Annotated in this window: 18 protein-coding genes and 3 pseudogenes; 18 read left to right on the top strand and 3 right to left on the bottom strand. The window is 38.5% G+C overall.

Going from position 1 to position 21,490, the window contains the following annotated elements:
- Positions 1 to 8 precede the first annotated feature (8 nt).
- The 11 genes and pseudogenes from AK95_RS14570 to xerS form a co-directional block, all read left to right on the top strand.
- A complete protein-coding gene (locus AK95_RS14570) occupies positions 9 to 1,067 on the top strand; it encodes a response regulator transcription factor (protein ID WP_071220716.1) in 1,059 nt (352 codons plus the stop codon).
- A 306-nt stretch (positions 1,068 to 1,373) separates the two neighbouring features.
- Positions 1,374 to 2,264 carry an ABC transporter permease gene (locus AK95_RS14575; RefSeq protein ID WP_071220717.1) on the top strand — a complete coding sequence of 297 codons (891 nt, stop codon included), beginning with the start codon at positions 1,374 to 1,376 and terminating at the stop codon, positions 2,262 to 2,264.
- 28 nt (positions 2,265 to 2,292) lie between these two features.
- Positions 2,293 to 3,177: a carbohydrate ABC transporter permease gene (locus AK95_RS14580; RefSeq protein WP_071220718.1), complete on the top strand. Its 885-nt coding sequence runs from the start codon at positions 2,293 to 2,295 to the stop codon at positions 3,175 to 3,177.
- Positions 3,178 to 3,254: 77 nt separating this feature from the next.
- Positions 3,255 to 4,964 carry an extracellular solute-binding protein gene (locus tag AK95_RS14585; RefSeq protein ID WP_071220719.1) on the top strand — a complete coding sequence of 570 codons (1,710 nt, stop codon included), beginning with the start codon at positions 3,255 to 3,257 and terminating at the stop codon, positions 4,962 to 4,964.
- 903 nt (positions 4,965 to 5,867) lie between these two features.
- Entirely contained in the window at positions 5,868 to 6,227 is a 360-nt protein-coding gene (locus AK95_RS34140; RefSeq protein ID WP_162487578.1) for a hypothetical protein, read from the top strand.
- Positions 6,217 to 6,381, top strand: a complete 165-nt coding sequence (locus tag AK95_RS33445) for a hypothetical protein (protein WP_235613116.1) — start codon at positions 6,217 to 6,219, stop codon at positions 6,379 to 6,381. Before AK95_RS34140 ends, AK95_RS33445 begins: the two co-directional genes overlap by 11 nt.
- Complete coding sequence (locus tag AK95_RS14595; RefSeq protein WP_071220721.1) at positions 6,381 to 6,650, top strand: hypothetical protein; 270 nt, start codon at positions 6,381 to 6,383, stop codon at positions 6,648 to 6,650. The genes AK95_RS33445 and AK95_RS14595 overlap by 1 nt, the downstream gene beginning before the upstream one ends.
- Before the next feature lie 113 nt (positions 6,651 to 6,763).
- Positions 6,764 to 7,519 (top strand): Crp/Fnr family transcriptional regulator, encoded by a 756-nt coding sequence (locus AK95_RS14600; RefSeq protein ID WP_235613117.1) that lies wholly within the window; start codon positions 6,764 to 6,766, stop codon positions 7,517 to 7,519.
- 139 nt (positions 7,520 to 7,658) lie between these two features.
- On the top strand, positions 7,659 to 7,991 hold the full coding sequence (locus tag AK95_RS14605) for a putative quinol monooxygenase (RefSeq protein WP_071220723.1): 333 nt from the start codon (positions 7,659 to 7,661) through the stop codon (positions 7,989 to 7,991).
- A 64-nt stretch (positions 7,992 to 8,055) separates the two neighbouring features.
- Positions 8,056 to 8,802: an SDR family NAD(P)-dependent oxidoreductase gene (locus AK95_RS14610; RefSeq protein WP_071220724.1), complete on the top strand. Its 747-nt coding sequence runs from the start codon at positions 8,056 to 8,058 to the stop codon at positions 8,800 to 8,802.
- Between the two features lie 378 nt (positions 8,803 to 9,180).
- Positions 9,181 to 10,185 (top strand): annotated as a pseudogene (gene xerS, locus AK95_RS14615) (tyrosine recombinase XerS); the annotation flags it as partial.
- Positions 10,186 to 10,458: 273 nt separating this feature from the next.
- On the opposite strand, the pseudogene AK95_RS14620 reads toward xerS, so the two are convergent.
- A pseudogene (locus AK95_RS14620) lies at positions 10,459 to 11,160 on the bottom strand (Tn3 family transposase); the annotation flags it as partial.
- A gap of 140 nt (positions 11,161 to 11,300) precedes the next feature.
- Here AK95_RS14620 and AK95_RS14625 point away from each other — a divergent pair.
- From AK95_RS14625 to thyX, 5 genes are all read left to right on the top strand, one after another.
- On the top strand, positions 11,301 to 12,389 hold the full coding sequence (locus tag AK95_RS14625) for a tyrosine-type recombinase/integrase (RefSeq protein WP_071220727.1): 1,089 nt from the start codon (positions 11,301 to 11,303) through the stop codon (positions 12,387 to 12,389).
- Positions 12,389 to 14,425, top strand: a complete 2,037-nt coding sequence (locus AK95_RS14630) for a tyrosine-type recombinase/integrase (RefSeq protein ID WP_071220728.1) — start codon at positions 12,389 to 12,391, stop codon at positions 14,423 to 14,425. The genes AK95_RS14625 and AK95_RS14630 overlap by 1 nt, the downstream gene beginning before the upstream one ends.
- Entirely contained in the window at positions 14,418 to 14,801 is a 384-nt protein-coding gene (locus tag AK95_RS14635; RefSeq protein ID WP_059040596.1) for a DUF6262 family protein, read from the top strand. The genes AK95_RS14630 and AK95_RS14635 overlap by 8 nt, the downstream gene beginning before the upstream one ends.
- 232 nt (positions 14,802 to 15,033) lie before the next feature.
- Positions 15,034 to 15,531 carry a DfrD/DfrG/DfrK family trimethoprim-resistant dihydrofolate reductase gene (gene dfr / locus AK95_RS14640; RefSeq protein WP_059040595.1) on the top strand — a complete coding sequence of 166 codons (498 nt, stop codon included), beginning with the start codon at positions 15,034 to 15,036 and terminating at the stop codon, positions 15,529 to 15,531.
- Between the two features lie 86 nt (positions 15,532 to 15,617).
- Positions 15,618 to 16,313, top strand: coding sequence for an FAD-dependent thymidylate synthase (gene thyX, locus AK95_RS14645; RefSeq protein ID WP_059040594.1), 696 nt, complete (start codon positions 15,618 to 15,620; stop codon positions 16,311 to 16,313).
- 160 nt (positions 16,314 to 16,473) lie between these two features.
- Here the strand turns inward: thyX and AK95_RS14650 are convergent.
- Positions 16,474 to 18,588 (bottom strand): annotated as a pseudogene (locus AK95_RS14650) (Tn3 family transposase); the annotation flags it as partial.
- Positions 18,589 to 18,651: 63 nt separating this feature from the next.
- On the bottom strand, positions 18,652 to 19,626 hold the full coding sequence (locus tag AK95_RS14655) for a phosphotransferase (RefSeq protein ID WP_071220729.1): 975 nt from the start codon (positions 19,624 to 19,626) through the stop codon (positions 18,652 to 18,654).
- A 439-nt stretch (positions 19,627 to 20,065) separates the two neighbouring features.
- Between AK95_RS14655 and AK95_RS14660 the strand changes: the two genes are divergently transcribed.
- Together AK95_RS14660 and AK95_RS14665 are read left to right on the top strand one after the other, a co-directional pair.
- Positions 20,066 to 20,929: an AraC family transcriptional regulator gene (locus AK95_RS14660; RefSeq protein WP_071220730.1), complete on the top strand. Its 864-nt coding sequence runs from the start codon at positions 20,066 to 20,068 to the stop codon at positions 20,927 to 20,929.
- A gap of 2 nt (positions 20,930 to 20,931) precedes the next feature.
- Complete coding sequence (locus AK95_RS14665) at positions 20,932 to 21,480, top strand: GyrI-like domain-containing protein (protein WP_071220731.1); 549 nt, start codon at positions 20,932 to 20,934, stop codon at positions 21,478 to 21,480.
- Positions 21,481 to 21,490: the final 10 nt, after the last annotated feature.

Consider the following 21,490-nt stretch of genomic DNA (forward strand, 5'->3'; position numbering starts at 1 on the left):
AAGCTGGTATGTATCGTGTGTTGATTGTAGATGATGACCGCCTGGCTCGGCAGGGTATCATTTCAATGATGGAGTGGGAAAAGTATGGGATGCATGTTGTTGGTGAGGCACAGAATGGTGAAAAAGCGCTGGAATTTTTAGAAAAGTCTTTTTTAGAAAAATCACCGGTTGACGTATTATTTGTAGATCTAGAAATGCCCGTCATGAACGGTATTGCTTTGATGGAGAAAAGCAGAGCGCTTTATCCCGAGGTACTTTTTGTCGTGCTTACCTTTCACGAAGACTTTCATTATGTACAGAGTGCGTTGCGAATGGGAGCCATCGATTATATTTCAAAATTGCAGATGGAAAGCGCTGACTGTAATGAACTGCTTAGAGATATCAGTAAAAAAGTCGAAGGAACTGTGAAGAGAAAAATTAAGATGCCTGAAGCTGACAGTAATCCTCAGGATTTTAATGAACATGAATGGGAGCATCTCGTTGATAAATGGAAGCAGATGTATTGGTTGTATGATGACATGACTTTTGAACATCTATGTAATCGTACGAAAGCCCTTCATATCCCTATGTGGAGAGCTGCGCAGGTGCTGCTTCCTTTAACGAGTGTGGCTGAAGAAAATATCGGTGTTGTCGAAAAAGTATTACAGGAATATAAAGATCTCGATGACTTCTTTGAATGGATCACTTCTTTCAGGGAGGGGCTGTACAAAACAGCTTCACAAGAGGCCAAATACGGTAACATACAGGTTTGTGTTATGAAAGCGGTCATTTATGCAAAGGAACATTTGGGGACGAAGATGCATGTAGAGGACGTTGCCCAAACCGTTAACCTAAGCAGGAGTTATTTTTCCGTCAATTTTAAAAAATACACCGGAATGGCATTTAATGAGTTTGTCCGCCAGGAGCGGGTTCGGACTGCTCAAATGTTATTAGTCGAGACCGAAAGTCTGGTTTCGGATATTGCACAGAAAATTGGCTATGAGGATGTTAACTATTTTATCCGGGTATTCAGCGATTTTACGGGAATGACACCCGGTGAATACAGAAAACGAAACGGAATAAAATAGGCCGCGGGAGGTTGTTGCGAGACTAACTCAAAAGTTAGCACCGTAGCAGCCTTTTTTGTGTCTAGAGACGAAAATTAAACATGATGTGTATTGTTCTGTAAATGTAAAATGATAGTGCTATAAGCAAAAAAGTACTCGGGTGCATGTGATAAAACACCGCTTTTTCGTGGATATCTCTCTATACTTGCAAAATTTTATCGATGCTATAGTTAGTTGGTAAGCGAAATCAAAGGATTTATGAATGCGCTTTATCACCAACTTCTTTCAAAATGACATTTGAAGTACGGGAAGGGGAAAATCGGTAGCATGTACAGCAAAAAGAATTTGAAGCATTACTGGATCATGATGGCGCCCGGTTATATTTGGCTGATTTTATTCAGTATCGTCCCGATGTTTGGCATCGTGATGGCTTTCCAGGATTATAACCCGACGTTAGGGATAATGAAATCTCCATGGATCGGAATGGAAAATTTCAGCTACATGTTCAGCATGGATGATATCCACCAGGTATTTATCAATACGATTATCATTGCGGTAGGCAAATTAATCGGAAACATTATTTTTCCTTTGATATTTGCGTTGTTACTTCATGAACTTACGATAAAAAAACTGGTTAGACCGATTCAGACTATCGTATATCTTCCTTACTTTTTATCCTGGGTTATTCTCGGGAGTATCGTGCTCAACATTTTTGGCACAACGGGTCCTGTAAACAATTTTCTTGGGATATTCGGCATTGACCCGATTGTATTCTTCGGGCGTCCGGATTTGTTCAGACCGTTGGTCATTGGATCGGATATATGGAAAGGCTTCGGATATAATGCGGTCATTTATCTTGCAGCCCTCACGGCCATTGATCCGTCTCTGCATGAAGCAGCAGCCATTGATGGCGCAGGCCGGTTTAAAAGGCTAATACATATTACGCTTCCCGGCATTAGAACCACAATTATACTGTTGATCATCCTTTCTCTAGGAAATGTGCTGAATGCCGGATTTGACCAAATATATAACTTGTACAATCCATTGGTTTATTCCACCGGGGATATTATTGATACATGGGTATACAGGGCAGGTCTGATCGACTTGCAATTCAGCCTTGCTACTGCGGTTGGACTCCTGAAATCGGTTGTCAGTTTTGTTCTAATCGTATTCAGTTACGTATTAGCGAATAAATTTACGGGATATAAGATCTTTTAACAATTTATAACGGATTGGACGTGGCATTTTGATTGAACACAAATCTTTAGGGGCCAGAATGTTCAATGGTCTAAATGCAGGCTTTCTGACTTTAATTACATTATTGTGTCTGACGCCTCTGTGGTACATCCTGATGATTTCGCTTAGTGAAAAGTCGGCAGTTAATGCGGGTGCGGTTACGTTCTGGCCGGTGGGATTTAATTTGCTGTCTTATCAAAAAATTGTTTCTGAAGCGGCTTTTTTCATGTCCTTTTGGGTATCTGTGAAAAGAGTTGTGCTTGGCACAATCGTGACTCTCGGGGCAGTCTTGATGATGGCATTTCCTTTGTCAAGAACATCGAGGCAATTACCTCACCGGAATGTTTATATGTGGGTGCTCATATTTTGTATGCTTTTCAACGGCGGAACCATACCTTGGTACCTTACCATCCGCAGTTATGGTTTAATCGATTCAATTTGGGGATTAGTGCTCGCTGGCGGCTTACCGATATTCAGTGTCATTCTGGTCATCAACTTTTTCAGAAATGTACCATCCGCATTGGAGGAAGCTGCTTATGTGGACGGGGCTGGCCCCTGGCGTACATTTCTGCAAATTTATGTTCCGGTTTCGGCGCCAGTCATTGCAACCATTACGTTGTTCACAGTCGTAGGATACTGGAACGAATTCTTTCAAGGCTTGGTTTTGAGCACGAAGCAGTCGAATTATCCGTTACAGACTTACATTCAGCAGTTGGTGGTGAGTCTCAATTTATCTAATATGGATACGGAACAGATTAAACTGTCCTCACAACTGAATAACAAATCCTTAAACGCAGCGAAAATATTTATCGCGATGGTTCCAGTTCTGATCATTTATCCATTCTTGCAAAAGTTTTTTATCACCGGCATTACGCTCGGTTCGGTGAAAGAATGACATGCACTGATTTTAATTGTACCTCTGTGCAATTGAATTATAGTGATTGGACTATTACACAATAAGGGGGAACTGCAATGAAAGTGACAAGAATGCTAGTTTTGGGTTTGCTATTGACAATCGTTATGACAAGTATGGCAGCATGTAGCGGCACATCCACAGAAGACCAAGGAAACGATGTAACAGTAACATCACCTTCTTCCTCATCTCCGGACCCGTTTGGAAAGTATAGTGAACCGGTGACCATTCACCTAGTTCGTACGCTTGATCCGAATTCAAAGTTTGATGACGGTAAGTCGATCGAAAATAATGAATTTATTGATGAAATCAAAAAGAAGTTCAATATTGATGTGAAGTACGATTGGGTCAGCTCACCGTCCGATTGGGACCAGAAAATCAGTTTGGCCATTTCTTCGAATAATCTTCCGGATGCTGCGATCGTAAATTTGACACAGTTCAAAACGATGCAGAAATACGATCAGCTTGCGGATTTGACAGATGTATTTAATACCTCAGGCAGTGATATGCTGAAAAATTTCTACAATAGCGGTGGGGATACGTTGAAACAATTAGTTGAATCTGACGGGAAAATGATGGCTATTCCGGCTCCTTCACCTAAAGCATCAGGTATGAATGAAATGTGGATACGTCAGGACTGGCTGGACAAGCTGGGGCTTCAAGCGCCTAAAAATCTTGATGAGTTGAAAGCGGTTGCTAAAGCCTTTATCGAACAAGATCCTGACGGTAATGGAAAGAAGGATACTATTGGCATCGTCGGTCCGTCCAAGTCCGGTGTCCTCAGCGGCACAGACGGAAACCTGTATGGACTGGATCCGATTTTTGCTGCCCACAAATCGTTCCCGTCGTATTGGCTGAAGGATGGCAGCGGAAACGTAGTTTACGGTTCGACACAACCGGAGACCAAGCAAGCTCTGCAAACGCTGGCCGAAATGTATAAGGAAGGTTTGATCGATAAGGAACTCCTGGTACGGGATGACAGCCTGCCACTGATTCTTGACGGAAAAGCCGGTATTTTCTTTGGACCTTGGTGGACAGGATACACGATCGCCGATGCGTATAAAAAGAACCCTCCCCAGGATTGGCAGGCTTATGCTTATCCACAGGCGGATGACGGTAATTTCTATGCCCATATGTCGGCTCCAGCCAGTCAATTTTTGGTTGTAAATAAAAATTTCAAATACCCGGAAGCAGCTCTAAAAATTATTAATCTCCTGATTCGGGATGAACCGAAATGGGTGGAAAACGGTCTGGGTAAAAATCCAGGCACAGGAGGCGCATATCCGCTGTTTACCGTATTTGACAATCTGAATGAAATTGAAGTATCCCATGATATGCTCAGCAAGTATGTAAAAGGCGAAATAGACATGAATGCTGTCGATTTCAGTTCGCATAAGCTTTTGAAGGATGACATGAACGCAATCAAGAAGCTGAAAAAAGAGCCGTTGGATGATTACTCGATTAACAACTGGGATCTGGATGGCGGAGGCGATCTTATCGCATCCAATCTTCCGCGACTCGTCTCTATTATGGTTGGCGGTCGACCACTGGCTACAGATACAAATATTAAGGAAGTGTACAGCCTTTACTATGGTCAGACAAACACCATGACTTCGAGATGGGCGAATCTGCAGAAACTCGAGAAAGAAACCTTTGCCAAAATCGTAATGGGTAGTGCTCCAATCGACTCTTTTGATGAGTTTGTAGACAAGTGGAATAAACAGGGTGGGGAAAAGATTTTAAGTGAAGTGGCAGAGTTGAGCCAATAGAGTCTCGAATCGCTTAGACACGGGAGATGTGTTTCCGTGTCTTTTTCATTTCTGAGCAGGATTATATGGGTCAATAGCCAGGATGAAATTGTGAAATAACGTATATGTCATTTTGTAGGGGGATGGGGATATCTGTGTGGTGACCCACTGCAACAACATTGACAAAACAAAAATGCACTTTTATCGCTGGTAGCGATGAGGTCAGGGGTTCGATCCCCCTAGGCTCCATATTAGAAAAACCCTTTGAGCGTATTGTGAACAATATGGCCAATATCAACGATGCCATTTTACCTCAGCATGATTGGGGATATTGAAGGAGCTAAAGAAGTAATGCTCAGATGGCTCAATTTCAAGGGTAGACGCATATATCAACGAAAATCGATTTATCGTAAAGTGGTTACTTTATCTTTCTTCGCTGCTGTCCTTCCGATTATGGCTGTCTGTCGGGGGACACACAGCTCAATAAAAAAACATTGAAATCCAAATGTCGGGTGACAAAAACATAGTATCATTAGAAACCGCTGATTATGCGGCTTTATATATTTATGTTATCAAGATCTTGTCAAAACACAATGACAAGAACTTGATAACATTCCCGACAGATGACAAGAACATTGTTACATTCCGATATGATCTAATCGATGACTGCAAATAAAAGAAGCTAACAGGCAGGATAGTTTGATAACTGTATGGGCAAAATGGGCAAAAAAGCCAAAAATAAAAGAGGATATTTCTCATTTGGTGGAGATGTATTATTTTGATGTGGGCCAAAGGGGGTAATCAACTTTTCAATATTGGATGGTGTTAATGCACCCAGCGATGAGTCACAAACTAACTGACAGTGAAGTTTCGTCAATACAAGTAATTCGTTTAAAGGGCACAGATAATTCAAGGATTGTCAGAATGACAGATGGATATGACGATAGGATTATTCGAAGGCTTATTAATTGGATTAATACTTCAAGTTCAAGCGAACAGGTAACCGAGTTAGAAGCTGATGTCGGGGGACAAGAACTAGTCCCATTGAAAGTCGCTAACTTAGCGGCTTTTTTGATTTATCGGTACAAGTTCTTGTCCCGAGTGGTCGACAATCAACAACCACAGCCAGATGTGGAAGAAGTAACTGAATGTAATTTTTTCAATTTAGAGGATTTGCCTAGGCCGATTAGTGATTTTACTATTTCACGTATAAAGGATGCTTTTAATACAAGTAGTTTTGGCAGTTGGCTTTTCGATTCAGGATATCAAATCCATGATCTCTAGAAACGGAATGTCGAAGGAGGAGCATGTGAGCCTGGTACAAAATAAAATTGCGCAAATTGAAGCGGCTCAGCAAAAATTAAATGAATCCAAGCAGAGCCTGCATGACATCCTTAACTCAGGCATTTCTTGTGAAAGAGGATTTGGAAAATATTAATGAATATTAGCAATGTCTTGCTAAATGGGAAATGTTATTTAAATAATTCAACTAACAGCGGGTCAAATGATCGACTGCTTTTTTCTTTCTTTAAGATTCAGACCGGGGCATCATTTTCTGTGGCGAAGTTGATTACTTATTTTGCCCTGCAGCAAGGAATCCATCTCATCCTCCTTGTACGCTCCAAGCATTCTGGTGAACATTTGGAAAGGGAACTGCCTGGTGAAAATGCGATCGCAAATGACGTTGATAGTTGGCCCCAGCGCTAAAATGATTGTCTGAAAATAGGGTTTGTAATCTGGATTACAGAAGAGGAAATTGTGGTGGTTTATGATGAATGTAACACTCCACTATAGGTTATGTTACACGAGGAACGAGTATCGTGGAGAGTGGAGCGGTTGTCGTTCGCAACATTGAAAGGAGGGGCAAAATGTTACATTATGAGGCGATGGAAAACATAATATCATTTTTGCCACAAATAAAGATATTTGAATCGCTTCCGGCAGAAATTATCCGTGAAATCGAACAATTGGTAACAAGATCCAATACGTATAAGCTTTCAAAAAACTCTATTCTTCAGACGCCCGATAATGAAAGGAATGGCTTGTTTTTCGTAATCGCCGGTAAACTTCGCGTATACAAAACCAATTCGGCCGGCAAACAACATACGGTCTGCATTCTAAGCGAAGGCGGCATGTTTGGGGAAGTTGAAACGTTTTCATTGGGCACAAGAGGGACTTATGTGGAGACGATGGAAGACTCGATTGTTTTTTCGATCCCGACCGAACAATTCGAACCGCTTTTAAGCAAGTATTCTGAATTGTCTTTACGATTTTTATCGGAACTAAGCAAACGCCTGCGAGATACGGATGAATTGGTGGAAAAATTGGTTTTTAGGGATCTGCGTGGTAAAGTGCTTTACTTTCTCAACCGACTATCTAAAAAGTTCGGTATAGAAGAAAATGGATACCAAAAAATCGATATTCCCCTAACTCATCAAGAATTGGCCAATATGATCGGTGCCACAAGAGAAGCAGTATCGCTTACCTTACAGGAACTATCCAATGAAGGTATTCTCGTGACCAGCCGTAGAACGGTCATGATTCATATCGAAAAAGCGATGAAAGAACTAGCTTGATTTCATGACCTGTATGAATTTTCCTTCGACTGTATACTTTTCAGCGTAATCTATATTACTGTCTAATTATACATCTAGCGCTATGATAAATGTCGTAACGGAATCGCTGCAAAATATGAAACTTACAGGAGGAGTCAACATGTCCAATCAACAAGTTCAACTGAATATACGATTCAAAGCTAAACCAGGGAAAAAAGAAGATTTCCGCAAGGAGCTATATTCCCTTATTGAGGAGATGTCATCCGAGAAGGCATTCATTAGCGCCATTGTTTCGGACGATCTGGATCAGCCGGATGACTTGATCATTTATGAAACATGGCAAGGCACGAGAGATAGCTGGCTTGCAGAAGAATTTACTAAACCATACCGCAAGAATTACGAAGGAACACTGGGCGATTTAATTGTGGATAGAAGCGTCAGCTGGTTGCAACCGAAGGGCGAATGGGGAAGTCATATAACGAATGCGCGATGACGTTAAATCTTTAACGCTTTAAGGTCCAGGTGGATACATTAATTTCAATAGGAGGCATATAGAAATGGGGAAATTTGAAGGAAAAGTAGCACTTGTCACTGGAGGAACAAGCGGGATCGGGCTTACCACGGCGCAACGATTCGTTTCGGAAGGGGCCTACGTATTCATTACCGGCCGCAGACAAAGCGAGCTGGACGCGGCAGTAAAATTGATCGGTGACCGGGTTACCGGCGTTCAAGGTGACATTTCTAATTTGAAGGACTTGGACAGACTGTTTGATACGGTAAAACAGGAGAAAGGACATCTGGATATTCTATTCGCAAACGCTGGACTTGGCAGCATCCTGCCCTTGGGTCAAATTACGGAAGAGCAGTACGACAAGACCTTCAACGTGAACGTCAAGGGTACTTTGTTCACCATCCAAAAGGCTTTGCCGCTGTTTCCAAATATGACGGGAACCATCATCATAACCGGTTCGACGGCGGGTACGATTGGCGACCCAGGGTTTAGTGTCTACGGAGGTAGCAAGGCGGCTCTCCGTCAGATGGCGAGGAGCTGGATAATGGATTTGAAAGGCACTGGGATACGACTTAATGTACTGAGCCCAGGCGGGGTCCACACGCCAGCTTATGATGATCTGTTTGGCGAGTCGCTAAATCAAGTCCTTGAATCGGCGAAGAATGTCGTTCCGCTAAGCCGCTTGGGCAAGACGGAGGAGATTGCCGACGCGGTGATGTTTCTGGCCTCGGAGGAAAGCAGCTATGTGAACGGCATTGAATTGTTCGTAGATGGCGGTATTGCTCAAGTCTGACTGTACATTAGAAGGGGATGAGTTGTCATCTGAGCAATTGATAAGCCCATGTATTAACTCAGGCAGAGCTATTAATCTCTGGTTGTCGGGGGACAAGAACATATTCCCAATGAAAGTCGCTAAAATAGCGGCTTTTTTGTTTTATCGCGGTACAAGTTCTTGTCCCGAGTCGAGGACAAGAACTTGTACCGATTGCCGTACTACTTGACACAAACCTCCCCTTATTAACAGCGTTACAGAATATGATATCATTTATTTGATCCAATTTACATTCACTGGGTTAAGTTTGTATCATTCCGCCGATTATAATGGGAGTTTTGTGTCACAGTCTCTCAGTACCGCCATTTACAGGGGGAGATTTGTGTCACTAACGCTTAATACGAGGGGGAATACATAGATAGTCGTAAACGGAAGTTATCGCACACAACCCTTTTGAATTATTGCCATGACTACATCATTTTTTTTGATTGGTTAGTATCGGAAAATTATGCTGCTGATAGCCGTAAAAGTATAGGTTTAGAAACTCTGGAGAAATTGACGGTCAGGGAGATTGAGAATTTTCTATCTTTTCTCGAATATCAGTTGAACAACTCCAGTCATACGATAAACCGCAAATTATCGGCTCTCAAATCATTGTTTGATTATCTACAAAACAAAGCAGAAACTCCTGACTTGAAGCCATATATATTGCGCAATGTTATGGCAAAAATGGAATTCAACACTGTTAAAGAGACTCAAGAAACCATTGCGAATCGGATTGAAGGTAAAATACTCAGAGAAGATGACTTTGAGACTTTTCGTCAATTTGTTGCCCATGACTATGGTGTAATTAACAAAGATAACAAACGACTTAAACACTTTCATGAATTTAATCGTGAACGTGACACAGCCATCGTTTCTTTAATACTGGGATCAGGATTACGATTGTCAGAAGTCGCTGGCATAAATATAGAAGACCTAGACATCGTTAAAGGTCAAGTTCGAGTATTGCGAAAAGGTAACAAAGAACAGTATGTATATTTTAGCAAGCAAGCTTTGTGGGATTTAGAAAATTTCCTTGAAATCCGGGAAGAACGATATAAAGCAGAGAAAAACGACAATTATTTGTTTATGGCAGCACCAGTTGGTCGTAAAGGAAAAAACCGACGATTAACAGCTAGGTCTATAGAGAAGTTGATTGAAAAGTACGCCACAGCCTTTGGGAAACCGTCTTTATCAGTTCATTCATTGAGACATTCGTTTGCAACAAGATATCACATGGAGAATAATGATGTACCAAGATTAAAGAATCAATTAGGGCATTCATCAATACAAACCACAATGATTTATACACACTTAACTGATGAAGAAATGCGTATTGCAGTAAATAATATGGATAAATAAGACACAAAGCATAAAGAGAATGTGTACTATCAGACTAGAAATGGAAGAGCTTTTGACACAAATTTCCCCTCGTATTAAGCGTTAGTGACACAAATCTCCCCCTGTAAATGGCGGTACTGTGAGACTGTGACACAAAACTCCCCTTATAATCGGCGGAATGATACAAACCTAACCCAGTGAATGTAATTTGGATCAAATAGGGGTACAGTCAGGAAAATGCGGATTTACAACGCTAAGCCCATTTCCCCGACTATTCCCCCAGTTTTAACAACGTTAAGAAAGTTTCAAGGGTCTTAAAGAATCTAACGAGACCATTTTCTCCGAATTAAAATGGTATTCTCCAAGTAAATTAATATGTTCCCAACCTAGAGGTGACATATGGTGCAATAATTCTTCATTAAAACTACCTGACCGTTTTTGATATTCAACTGCCTTTGTTAGATGTAAAGTATTCCAGATACTGATGGCATTAATGATTATATTTAAGGCACTGGCCCTTTGCAATTGATGCTGTATGGTTCGTTCCCTAAGCTCTCCTTGTTTTCCGAAGAAAATAGCTCTTGCCAGTCCATTCATCGCTTCTCCTTTATTCAATCCTTTTTGTATTTTTCTTCTTAATGATTCATCCGAAATATAATTCAAAATAAAGATCGTTTTTTCTATTCGGCCCATCTCACGTAAAGCGGTAGCCAAGCTGTTTTGTCTTGAATAAGAACCTAGTTTCCCCATAATAAGGGATGCTGAAACTGTTCCTTCATTTATAGAATGAGCTAATCGCAAAACATCCTCATAATTTTCTTTAATGACCTTTGTATTTATTTGTCCACGTAAAATGGCTTCTAATTTTGGAGATTCACTTGCTTTATCTATTGTAAATAATTTCGAGTCTGATAAATCCCTTATTCTTGGAGCAAATTTAAATCCTAATAAATGAGTCAATCCGAATATTTGGTCTGTGTAACCAGCATTAATTGTACTAGTATTAGAAGTAGTAATTAACGTATCTCATGTTATCAACTACTTCTTTTTTATTTCCTTATAGATTCATTATATGTACTATGAATTTTATGGATATATAGTATCTAACGAAATGATTTTAGACATGGGGGGAAATTTTGAAAGTACAAGAAGTTCTCATTCATGAGAAGAAAAGATATCTGTTAATTGACAATGGAGGGCATCCAGTTACTTCAGTTGCAAAGTATATAAAGTATTTAGATAACATTGGAAAAGCTGAAAACACACTAAAGTCATACTGTTACCATCTAAAGCTTTACTTTCAATTCCTAGAGGAGTGTAGATTAGAATATCAAGAAGTAAACCTTGATATTTTAGCTCAATTCATCGGTTGGCTGAGAATCCCTGATCAATCTACAAAAGTCATTTATTTTGAAGCAACCTTAGCGAAACGATCAGAAAAAACGGTCAATACCATCATAACGTGTGTCATAGGGTTCTATGACTATTTGACTCGTAATGAGGATTACGGGGGGAATTTAAATGATCAATTAATAAAGCAAGCCCCAGGGCGTTTTAAGACTTTCAAACCTTTCCTTCATCACATTACAAAAGGGAATTCTTATGATAAAAACATTTTAAAGATTAAGGAACCAAAGCGTTTAATCAAAACTTTGAGTAAAAATCAAATCCAAGTGATCCATGATGCGTGCAGCAATATACGGGATGAATTATTATTCCGTATATTATATGAAGGAGGATTACGGATTGGAGAGGCCCTTTCTTTGTGGGTAGAGGATTTTGATATAGGTAAAAACGCTGTTACGGTGAGGAAATCCAAAACATCAGATGGAGAAAAACGAAAAGTTTATGTGTCTATTGAGACTATGAATCTCTTTCAAGATTATCTAATAGACTATCATTCTTACGAAATTGATAGCAATTATGTTTTTATCACCTTAACTGGACCAAATCGTGGTAAACCAATGACTGATGGTTCTGTACGTTCTTTAATTAAACGGATGAAGAAAAAAACAGGAATAGATTTTACCCCTCATATGCTCCGGCATACATATGCCACAGAGTTACACGCAGCAGGAGTTGATATTGCCATCATACAGAGGTTATTAGGGCATGCACACGTTCAAACAACCATACAGACTTATATCCATGCATCCGATGAAACCATACGTGAAAGCTGGGAACAAGCTCATTCAAATAAAAAAATGGGAAGAAGAGATAAATAATGATACAGAACACATTCAAAATAAAACCCCTTCCCCATCATTTGGAACAGATAAATGAACCATTACTTGGATATTGGGCAAATGATGTGTGGGATGTACAAGAATGTCCCTTTTTGGATAAACATTATGATTGGAATAGAAAATTGATTTTTGATAAGGTACACAATCTTAGATTAAAAAATGAATTAAAATATTATTTTTATAAGGGGTTACAGGAGACAAGGATCTCGATTATCTATGCTTTTATGCATTATTATCCATGTCTTAAAGTTTTTACAGAATTCATCTCTCGATATTATGCTGATTTAGATTCTATTATTGATATTCCGAAAGAAAAGTTTCTAATAGAGTATCGAACATTTCTTGTAGAGAAAGGAAAATCAGTTGAGATTGTACACCGGAAAAAGTCATCACCGTGGATGTCACCAACAGTTCAACCATCATTGTATATTAGACTATTTCTTCAAGTTTATGATTTTTATTATTACTTTTATGACGAACGAGAAGAAACAGATAAGGATTGTTGGGATGTACGAAATTTGAAGATTAATTATAACAATACAATCAGTAGATATTCATTAGACTTTTCGAAAATTCCGCAACCTTATAGACAATTATTTAAAAAATATATAAAGACTTGCCTAGTTGTTCAGCAATCCATTAGCTTTTCTACAGCAATATGTTATTTAAATAGACTTTTGTTTTTCTTCACCTTTTTGAAGGAGAAATATCCTGAGTGGAAAGAATTAAATCAGCTATCTAGAATGGATATTGAGGAGTATATTGAATACTTGCGACATTCTACTATTAAAAAAGGAAAATATTTAATTAATCCAGATCACAATTATGTAAATCGTTTTTTAATAGACCTTAAAACGTTTATCTCATACATACAAAAATTCGAATGGGAAGAAGCTCCGATAAAGTCAGTTATTTCACTATTGTCAATTGAGGATATTCCTAAAAAGAAAAGAGCAAAGGCTGATGAAATTAAATATATTCCGGATGAAGTATGGGAACAGTTAGTTTGCCATATTAACCAACTTTCCTCAGATCATATACCTATAATTCTTCTAATGGAAGCTACAGGTTTTCGAATTAGTGACGTTTTATCACTTATAATTGACTGCTTAGTAAAACAAGAAGATGGCTGGTGGATTATCGGAGATCAAAGAAAAGTAAGTTATAAAAATCATAAAGTTCCTATTTCAGAAGAAATTGCTAATGTTGTCTTGGTGCAGCAAGAAATTACAAAAAAGAGATCCTCTTTAGACACGAACCCTAAGAAATATTTGTTTCCAGTACTTAAAGGGAAAAGGATGGGTAATCCCATATCGCAGGATTCCATAAAGCTGAACCTTAATAAACTAGCTAACAGATGTAATATTAAGGACAAGGATGGAGAAATTTATTGGTTTAAAAATCATGCATTTCGACACCGTTACGGTGTTAATTTGATTAATAACGGAATGAATATCCTTCATGTTCAAAAATTGATGGCACATGCCAGTCCTGAAATGACATTAGTCTATGCCCAAATTCATGACCAGACACTCCGTGATGAATGGGAAAAGGCTCGAGATAATGGCGCAGTAAGATTAGATACACGTGGAGAAGTTATTGTCGCTGATTTAGCTCAACAGGCTAAAGAAAATGGAGTTGAACTGGAGTGGATACGTCACAACATGGACTCCATTCGTTTAGATCATGGGTTTTGTGTAAAAAGCCCAAAACTTCATTGTGATTTTCTTGAACAGACATTGGAACCACCATGTATTAAAAACAACTGCCGAAGTTTTCACGTTGACAAGACTTTTCTCGACTATTATCAAGAACAGATATCTAAAATGGAAGCTGATATTGAAGTATACAAAAAATCCGGAAGGTTACGTTCCATTGAGTTAATTGAACCCAAATTAAAAAGATATAAAGAATTAGCAAATGGTTTACTACATACTGGTGGAATCTTTGGTTTAGATAAAACTAGACGTGAGTATGTTGGAGATGAACGTGAGAAGGTGATGCAAAATGTCTAATGAAACCCCAAATACTGAAGGTATTATAAAATATGCGAAGTTGAAAACGGAAAAGTCCATTCAAAAAGTTGAAGAAGCGATCAAAAAGATGATAAAAAAACAAATGAAAATCAATTTTAACTCTATATCTGCAGAATCAGGGGTTTCAAAGGCATTTCTATACAGAAATACAAAACTCCGAGATCGAATCGAAACACTTCGCAAACAACAAGAGGGTCTCCCCTCAATAAAGCAAGTTAAAAGGAATATGAGTGACGCATCAAAAGATGTAATTATCGCTTCCTTACGGAAGCGAGTCAAGCATTTAGAAAAGGAAAATAAAGAAATTAAAGAACAATTGAAAATTCAATATGGGAAAATGTATGAGGATATTTAAGTTCCCACTCTTTTTCCTTTCCCTGTTGATTTTTTTCTTGTAATATGACGAAGCCATAAAAATGTTGAATGTCTTTTTTGTACAATGACATCGGATTCATGAATATTTATGTTAAAATATCGAAGAGATTTTGAAAGATTGTACTTAAAATATAGGGTCATTTAGTGGAAAAAGAAATTTCAATAGAAATAAAAAATTGCAAGGTAAAATAGTTAAAAAAGGCTGAGTATATATGAAGATTTCTTTAATTGTTGCGATGGATAAGAATAGAGTAATTGGTAAAGAGAATGACATTCCTTGGAGAATTCCGAATGATTGGAAGTATGTTAAAGATACTACAAATGGACATTCAATTATATTAGGTAGAAAGAACATTGAGTCTATCGGAATAGCTTTACCTGGCAGAAGGAATATTATTCTGACACGAGATAAAGGTTTTAATTTTGATGGATGTGAAATTGCCCATTCAATTATAGATGTTTTTGAGTTATGTAAAGATGAAGAAGAGATTTTTATTTTCGGTGGAGAACAGATTTATAGTTTGTTCTTACCTTATGTTGAAAAAATGTATATAACAAGAATTCATCATGAATTCGAGGGAGACACATTTTTTCCTGAAGTTAATTTTGATGAATGGAAAGAAGAATCTGTTGAAAAAGGAATTATGAATGAAAAAAACCCATATAACTACTATTTTCATGTTTATAAAAGAATAAATTTATTAAGCTAACAGTTTCAGAGATTTTAAGTAAAACTTTTAAAAAATGATTAAAATATTAAGCAACAATAATTTTTGGTTAGAGAGAGGTTTGGAAAATGAAAAAAATTGACATTTTAAATGGTGGATATGTGATCTTACAAGACTACATGGGTTCCGACTTATCTGTTACAAATTCAGCTCGTGTTTCTTATAACAAGAAAAAGGACGTTCTTGACGATAAAGATAAGGGACTCATTGACTTTCTCGCTCGTGAAGGTCACACAAGTCCATTCAGACACACTTCACTTCAATTTGAAGTTTACGTCCCTCTTTACGTCGCAAGACAACATTGGAAGCATATCATTGGTTCTGGATTTCAGGACCCATTCGTTGCTTGGAATGAATCTTCTCGTCGTTATATTACTGAAGAACCAGAGTTTTACATACCTAATGCTAATGAGTGGAGATCGAAACCAGCAAATTCAAAACAAGGCTCTGGCGAGAATTTAAGTGAATTATCTGGAGGAGTTTTTACAAAGAAGCTTGAAGAGCATATTGCTGAAGGTGAACGCCTTTATGAAGAAGCCATGGAAGCTGGTGTGGCTCCAGAACAAGCTCGATTATTTCTTCCTGCTTACTCTATGTTTGTGAGATATTATTGGACTGGTTCTCTTCAAGGTGTAGCCCATTTCTTGAATTTAAGACTCCCAGAGGATGCCCAATACGAAATTAGAGTTCTTGCTGAAGCTGTGCAGGAATTAGCACATGAGAAGTTTCCATTGTCCCTTGACGCTCTCCTCAAATATAACTAAATAGTAAGGATGGTTCTTGTTAATTCCATTTATTTAAGTGCTTTAATGGAAGATGATGGCTAACGACTTTGAGTCGTTAGTCATTTTTAATCATTCTTTAAATACATGTCTATAATGAAAGAACACAATTAAATTCTAACTTTTTTATAAAAAGGTATTGATAACCAGCAGTGTCTGTATAATGCTCTTCTATGTTTAGATCCGTCTCATGGTGCAACAAACCATCCAAAACATGAATCGCATCCCTTGAATTAGTATGAATAATCTTTGTGTAGTAAGAAGAGAATTGATCACTAGTAAAACGGTAGATGGTGGCTCCTTTTCCGGTTCCATAATGTGGATTTGCATCTGCATGTAGTGATGAAACACCTAGCTGCATTCTCATACCGTCTGACGAGGATGTTGTACCGTCTCCCCAATAAGAAGACAATTGTAGCTTGTGATGAAAATTTACTAATACAGCTTGGGCTTTATTCATTGCGTCTTCATACATGCGCCATTGAGACACATTGGCTAGTTGCTTATATGTAAGCCCGGGTGTTGCTTCAGCCATTTTGCTCAAGCCAATATTCATTCCCATTCCTAAAAGAGCAGCCATAATAATGATTGTTTCTTCTTTATCTGGTTTTCGTTTGTTAGAAGCATGTGTAAATTGCTCATGAAATCCTGTTATATGGGCAACATCCATCAGTAAATCGGTTAATTTTATTCTTGGTAGCATCTGATACAGGCTTGCACTAAATTTCTTTGCTTCTTCTGGAACATCTTTTTCTAATCGTGCAAGTGACAGCTTTCCTTTTTCAAGAGAAACTCCATCTAACTTGTTGGAATTAGCAGCTAACCACTGTAACCTCCCATTAAGGCTGCTAGTTCTCTCTGTAATATAATCCTTGAATGATAAACTAACCGATAATCTTGTATTCTCCTTCGTTTGATTCCATGTATCTTCGGAAAACAAATATTCCTCAAAATCTCTATATTGTCTACTGCCCACAATAGAAACATCACCAGCCCGAATATGCTCCCGAAGTTCTGTTAAAACAGCCATTTCATAGTAATGCCGATTGATTGTTGTACCATCATCCTCGTATAAATGCTTTTTCCACCGTTTTGAAATAAAATCCAAAGGTGAGTTATCAGGTACTTTTCGCTTCCCAGATTCGTTCATTCCTCGTATAATCTCTACAGCTTGTAAAAGTGGCTCATTCGCCTTTGTGGAATGAAATTCCAATACCCTTAATAGGGTTGGCGTATATTTTCTAAGAGAATAAAATCGTTTTTGCAGTAAGTCTAAATAGTCATAGTCGGCAGGACGTGCAAGCTCCTGAGCTTCTTCCACTGAAGAAACAAAAGAATTCCATTCAATAACCGATTCTAAAACCTCAAAAACGTCTAGTTTTTCCCGTTTTGCTTTGATTAAAGCTTGTCCGATGTTCGTATAGTGTATAACCTTCTCATTCAGCTTTTTCCCGTTTTGTTTCTGAATTTCTTCTTGAGCCTTACGGCCTTTTGATAACAGACTGAGTATTTGTCTGTCGTGAATTTCAAAGGCTTTATCCGTTAAATCCTGAGTAAGGTGTAATAAATAGACGGTTAAAATCGAGTATCGTTTATTTTCTTGAAAGTCACGGAACGCATAAGGCTCATATCTTGAACCTAAGCGAGATAGCTGTAACAAGCGATTGCGATGCAAATGATTAATTTGTACCGTTTCTAATTCTATACCTCGTATGTATTCGAGTCGTTCTATTACTTTTAGAAATGTTTCGGATGAAGGATGACCCGGTGGTTCCTTTAACCAACCCAATATCGTTTTATTGGATTCGGATGGATGCTGCGAAGTAATGATCTCTTCAAGCTTTTCTTTTTGGTTATTTGTTAGAGTTTGACTAACCGTATTAAATAGCTTCTTTTCAGCCATTGCCCTTGCCTCCCACACCAATCTCTCAAGTGTAGTGATAGCAGGCAGAATGATTTTCTTTTTTCTTAGAAAATCTATACATTCATGTAGTAGATGCATGGCATCGCCATTTTCCAAAGCTAATTGATGAAGATGCTTAAATGCTATTCGATATTCTTTTAGTGTAAAAGTTACAAAGTCGTATTCACTTCGAATTTCTTTCAAATGATCCCAAAGTGTATTTTCTCTTTGAGGATAAAGACTAATCGAAGATGAAGTGGCACCGATTTGTTTCGATATATAATGTATGACTGAATCCGGGATGTTTTTGATATGAGTGTATGGCCAACTGGGATACCGAAGAACAGCTAATTGGGGTAGTACCAGCGAAGCTGATACCACCCGCAAAGTAGGTGGATATATATGTAAAAAATCAATTCAGAGCTTAAAAATATCATTCAATTCGTTCCAGTTGTCCCCGATCCAGATCATCTCATCAATAAAGCGTCCCATTGTCTTTTCACTGCTATACATCGCATGTACCCACTTGAACTCCTTATACCAAGTAAGTTTAATGGATCGAACGAGTTGCTCATTAGATAAGCTCATATGTACCCTGTAGCCTTCTACATAAGCCTCTACAGCATCCAATCGCATTTGGGCATCTTTAAGAGCACACGATAGCAACGCTCGTGAGATATCAAAATCAGGATAAACAAACTGTACTCGATCAAAGTCGACAATATCAGCAACTCCATCCTTGTAAAACAAAAGATTGTCAACATGCATATCCCAATGGGCCCATCCCTTAGCGCATTCATTGAATATATCCATGTCTAGTCCGCTAAGTATTTCCATCTGCTTTTGAATGGCTAGTACGTATTTTTCGTGATTTGCTTCCTCTGTCTCATGCAAATTCAGCTCTAGTCTGGCAATCATTTTATGTTTGCTCGGCAACTCCCAATGCAGAGCTATGCGTCGAGGCATATGGATACTCATCCATTTGTGCATTCTTCCAGTAGCTTCCCCAAGACTGTACATTTGTTGGAGATTAGCAGTCCCTGCCTGGATAAGCTCCCCCTTACTAACACCAGTAATCATATAGTCTTCTTCGGATTGTAAACGATGAATATACCGATTATTGTACGAATATACAGGCTGACAAGGTATGCCATCGCGATACATCAAATCTTGATACCGCAATGCTTCGTGAACGTCTTCAAGTCCTCTTCGGTACCTAACTTTACAATATTTCTTCACAAAATAGGATTCGCTGTCGGTCTTCATGATCCACTTCATATTTCCGTATCCCAAGTTGTTTGCTTCTACAGATTGAATATGCCATCCAAACTTGCCTCTGAGGTCATTAATGATCTCTTCCTCAATAAGATTTATTGCTCTAGCTGCTTCCATAATGATCACCTCTCAATAGTGGAGTATACGAACCAAATTGGTTAAGCGCCTTAATAAGATGCAGAACTAACGTTCCTATAAATTGTAGTATCTTATCGATCGACTGTAAAGCACTTCCAATAACTGAAGGAGCACAAAAAACATGCTGTAGCGAAAGGTTCAAATAATTCACAAACATTAAAGTTCCGTATTTTCTTTTGTAAGTGGAACATAGAGCTTTTTGAGATTCATATTGTTTAAAATATATAGCTCAGATATACTGATTTCAACTACATTGTTCCGATACTGACCAAATTAGGAACTTTTATTTATTAATGGGGACTACACCTGCTCAACAAAAAAATAAATAGCAGTTTTTTTCTTTTGCATATTTTGTACAACAACTGCAAAGCGGCAGTTTATTTTTCTGCTAGACTTATATATGGAAGGAGGACCATTAGTGGATTGGCTTGATCGAATGAATGCAGCAATTGACTATATTGAGGACAACCTGATTGGGGAAATTGATTATAAGCAAGCTGCAAAAGCAGCTTGTTGCCCGAATTATCATTTCCAACGAATGTTTGCGTTCATATCAGAGGTGACGCTTTCTGATTATATCAGAAGAAGACGGCTGACACTTGCTGCTTTTGAGCTACAGCAAAGCAACAAAAGTGTGATCGAAATCGCACAAACATATGGTTATAAATCTCATGCTTCATTTACGCGAGCATTTCGTGAACTGCACGGGACTTCACCAACATCAACTCGTAAATCAGGGGTAAAGATGAAGGCTTATCCACGTATTTCTTTCCACATTTCGATTGCGGGGAGGACAGAAATGAACTACAGAATTGAAAAAAATCCTGGGTTTTCAGCTGCAGGCTTCAAAAATTGCGTGAATACTGATCATGCGTTCAATTCCATACCTAAAATCTGGCAAGAAGCAGGAATGAATGGCATTGGAGACAAATTACTTGGTTTAATGGGTGAAAACCCTGAAAAAGTACCTAATGGCATATTGGGCATTTTATCAGGAGGTGACTGGGGTAAAAATGAAACTCTCTTCTATTACTTGGCTGTACCATATGAAAAAGAAACTCCTGCGGATATGGAAAAGCTAACATTCCCTGAAAGCCAATGGGTTGTATTCGAAGCCCAAAATCCTGCCGACCTCGTAAACGCATGGAAGTGTTTGTATACGGATTGGGTTCCTACATCAGATTATGTACTGGCAGACTTGCCAGCAGTTGAATGCTTTTATCCTCCAGGACACTATCCCCAAAATGAATTATGGGTTCCTATTACTGCGAAAGGAAGATGACTATGGCTAATTTGAAAAAAATTGAATTTGTTGATTTTGGTCCATACAAGATGGTTGGAAAAGAAATTAGAACCAAGATTGAAAACTTTAATCCTATTTTTCCATCAAAATATCCAACGATTCCATCGTTGTGGAAACAATGCTTTTCCGACGGCACATTTGATACCCTTGCAAACATGACTGAATATTGTCCTGCCGAAACGCCGAATGGTTATGAAGGGTACGTAAGAGATTTCAACAAAGAGGATGAAACATTTACATACGTTGCAGGCTTTTTAATGAAAGTTAATACACCTGTGCCCGATGGGTATGCAGCATATGACATACCAGCTTGTACCATTGCAAAAACTTGGATTGAGGGCGAAGAGCATGATATCTATCCGAATGCACATCGACTGACAATGGAAGCCATTCATCAAAATGGATATGAAGTGGATTGGCAAAATTACTTTAAATGTGAAGTTTATACGGATCAAAGATTTGGAATGCCCCAGAAACGCGGACAGAAAGTACTGATACTTGATTATTATATACCGATTAAGCAAGTCTAGCTAAACGTTA

Source organism: Paenibacillus sp. LC231 (assembly GCF_001860525.1).
In the GTDB taxonomy this organism is placed as follows: Bacteria; Bacillota; Bacilli; order Paenibacillales; family Paenibacillaceae; genus Paenibacillus_AQ.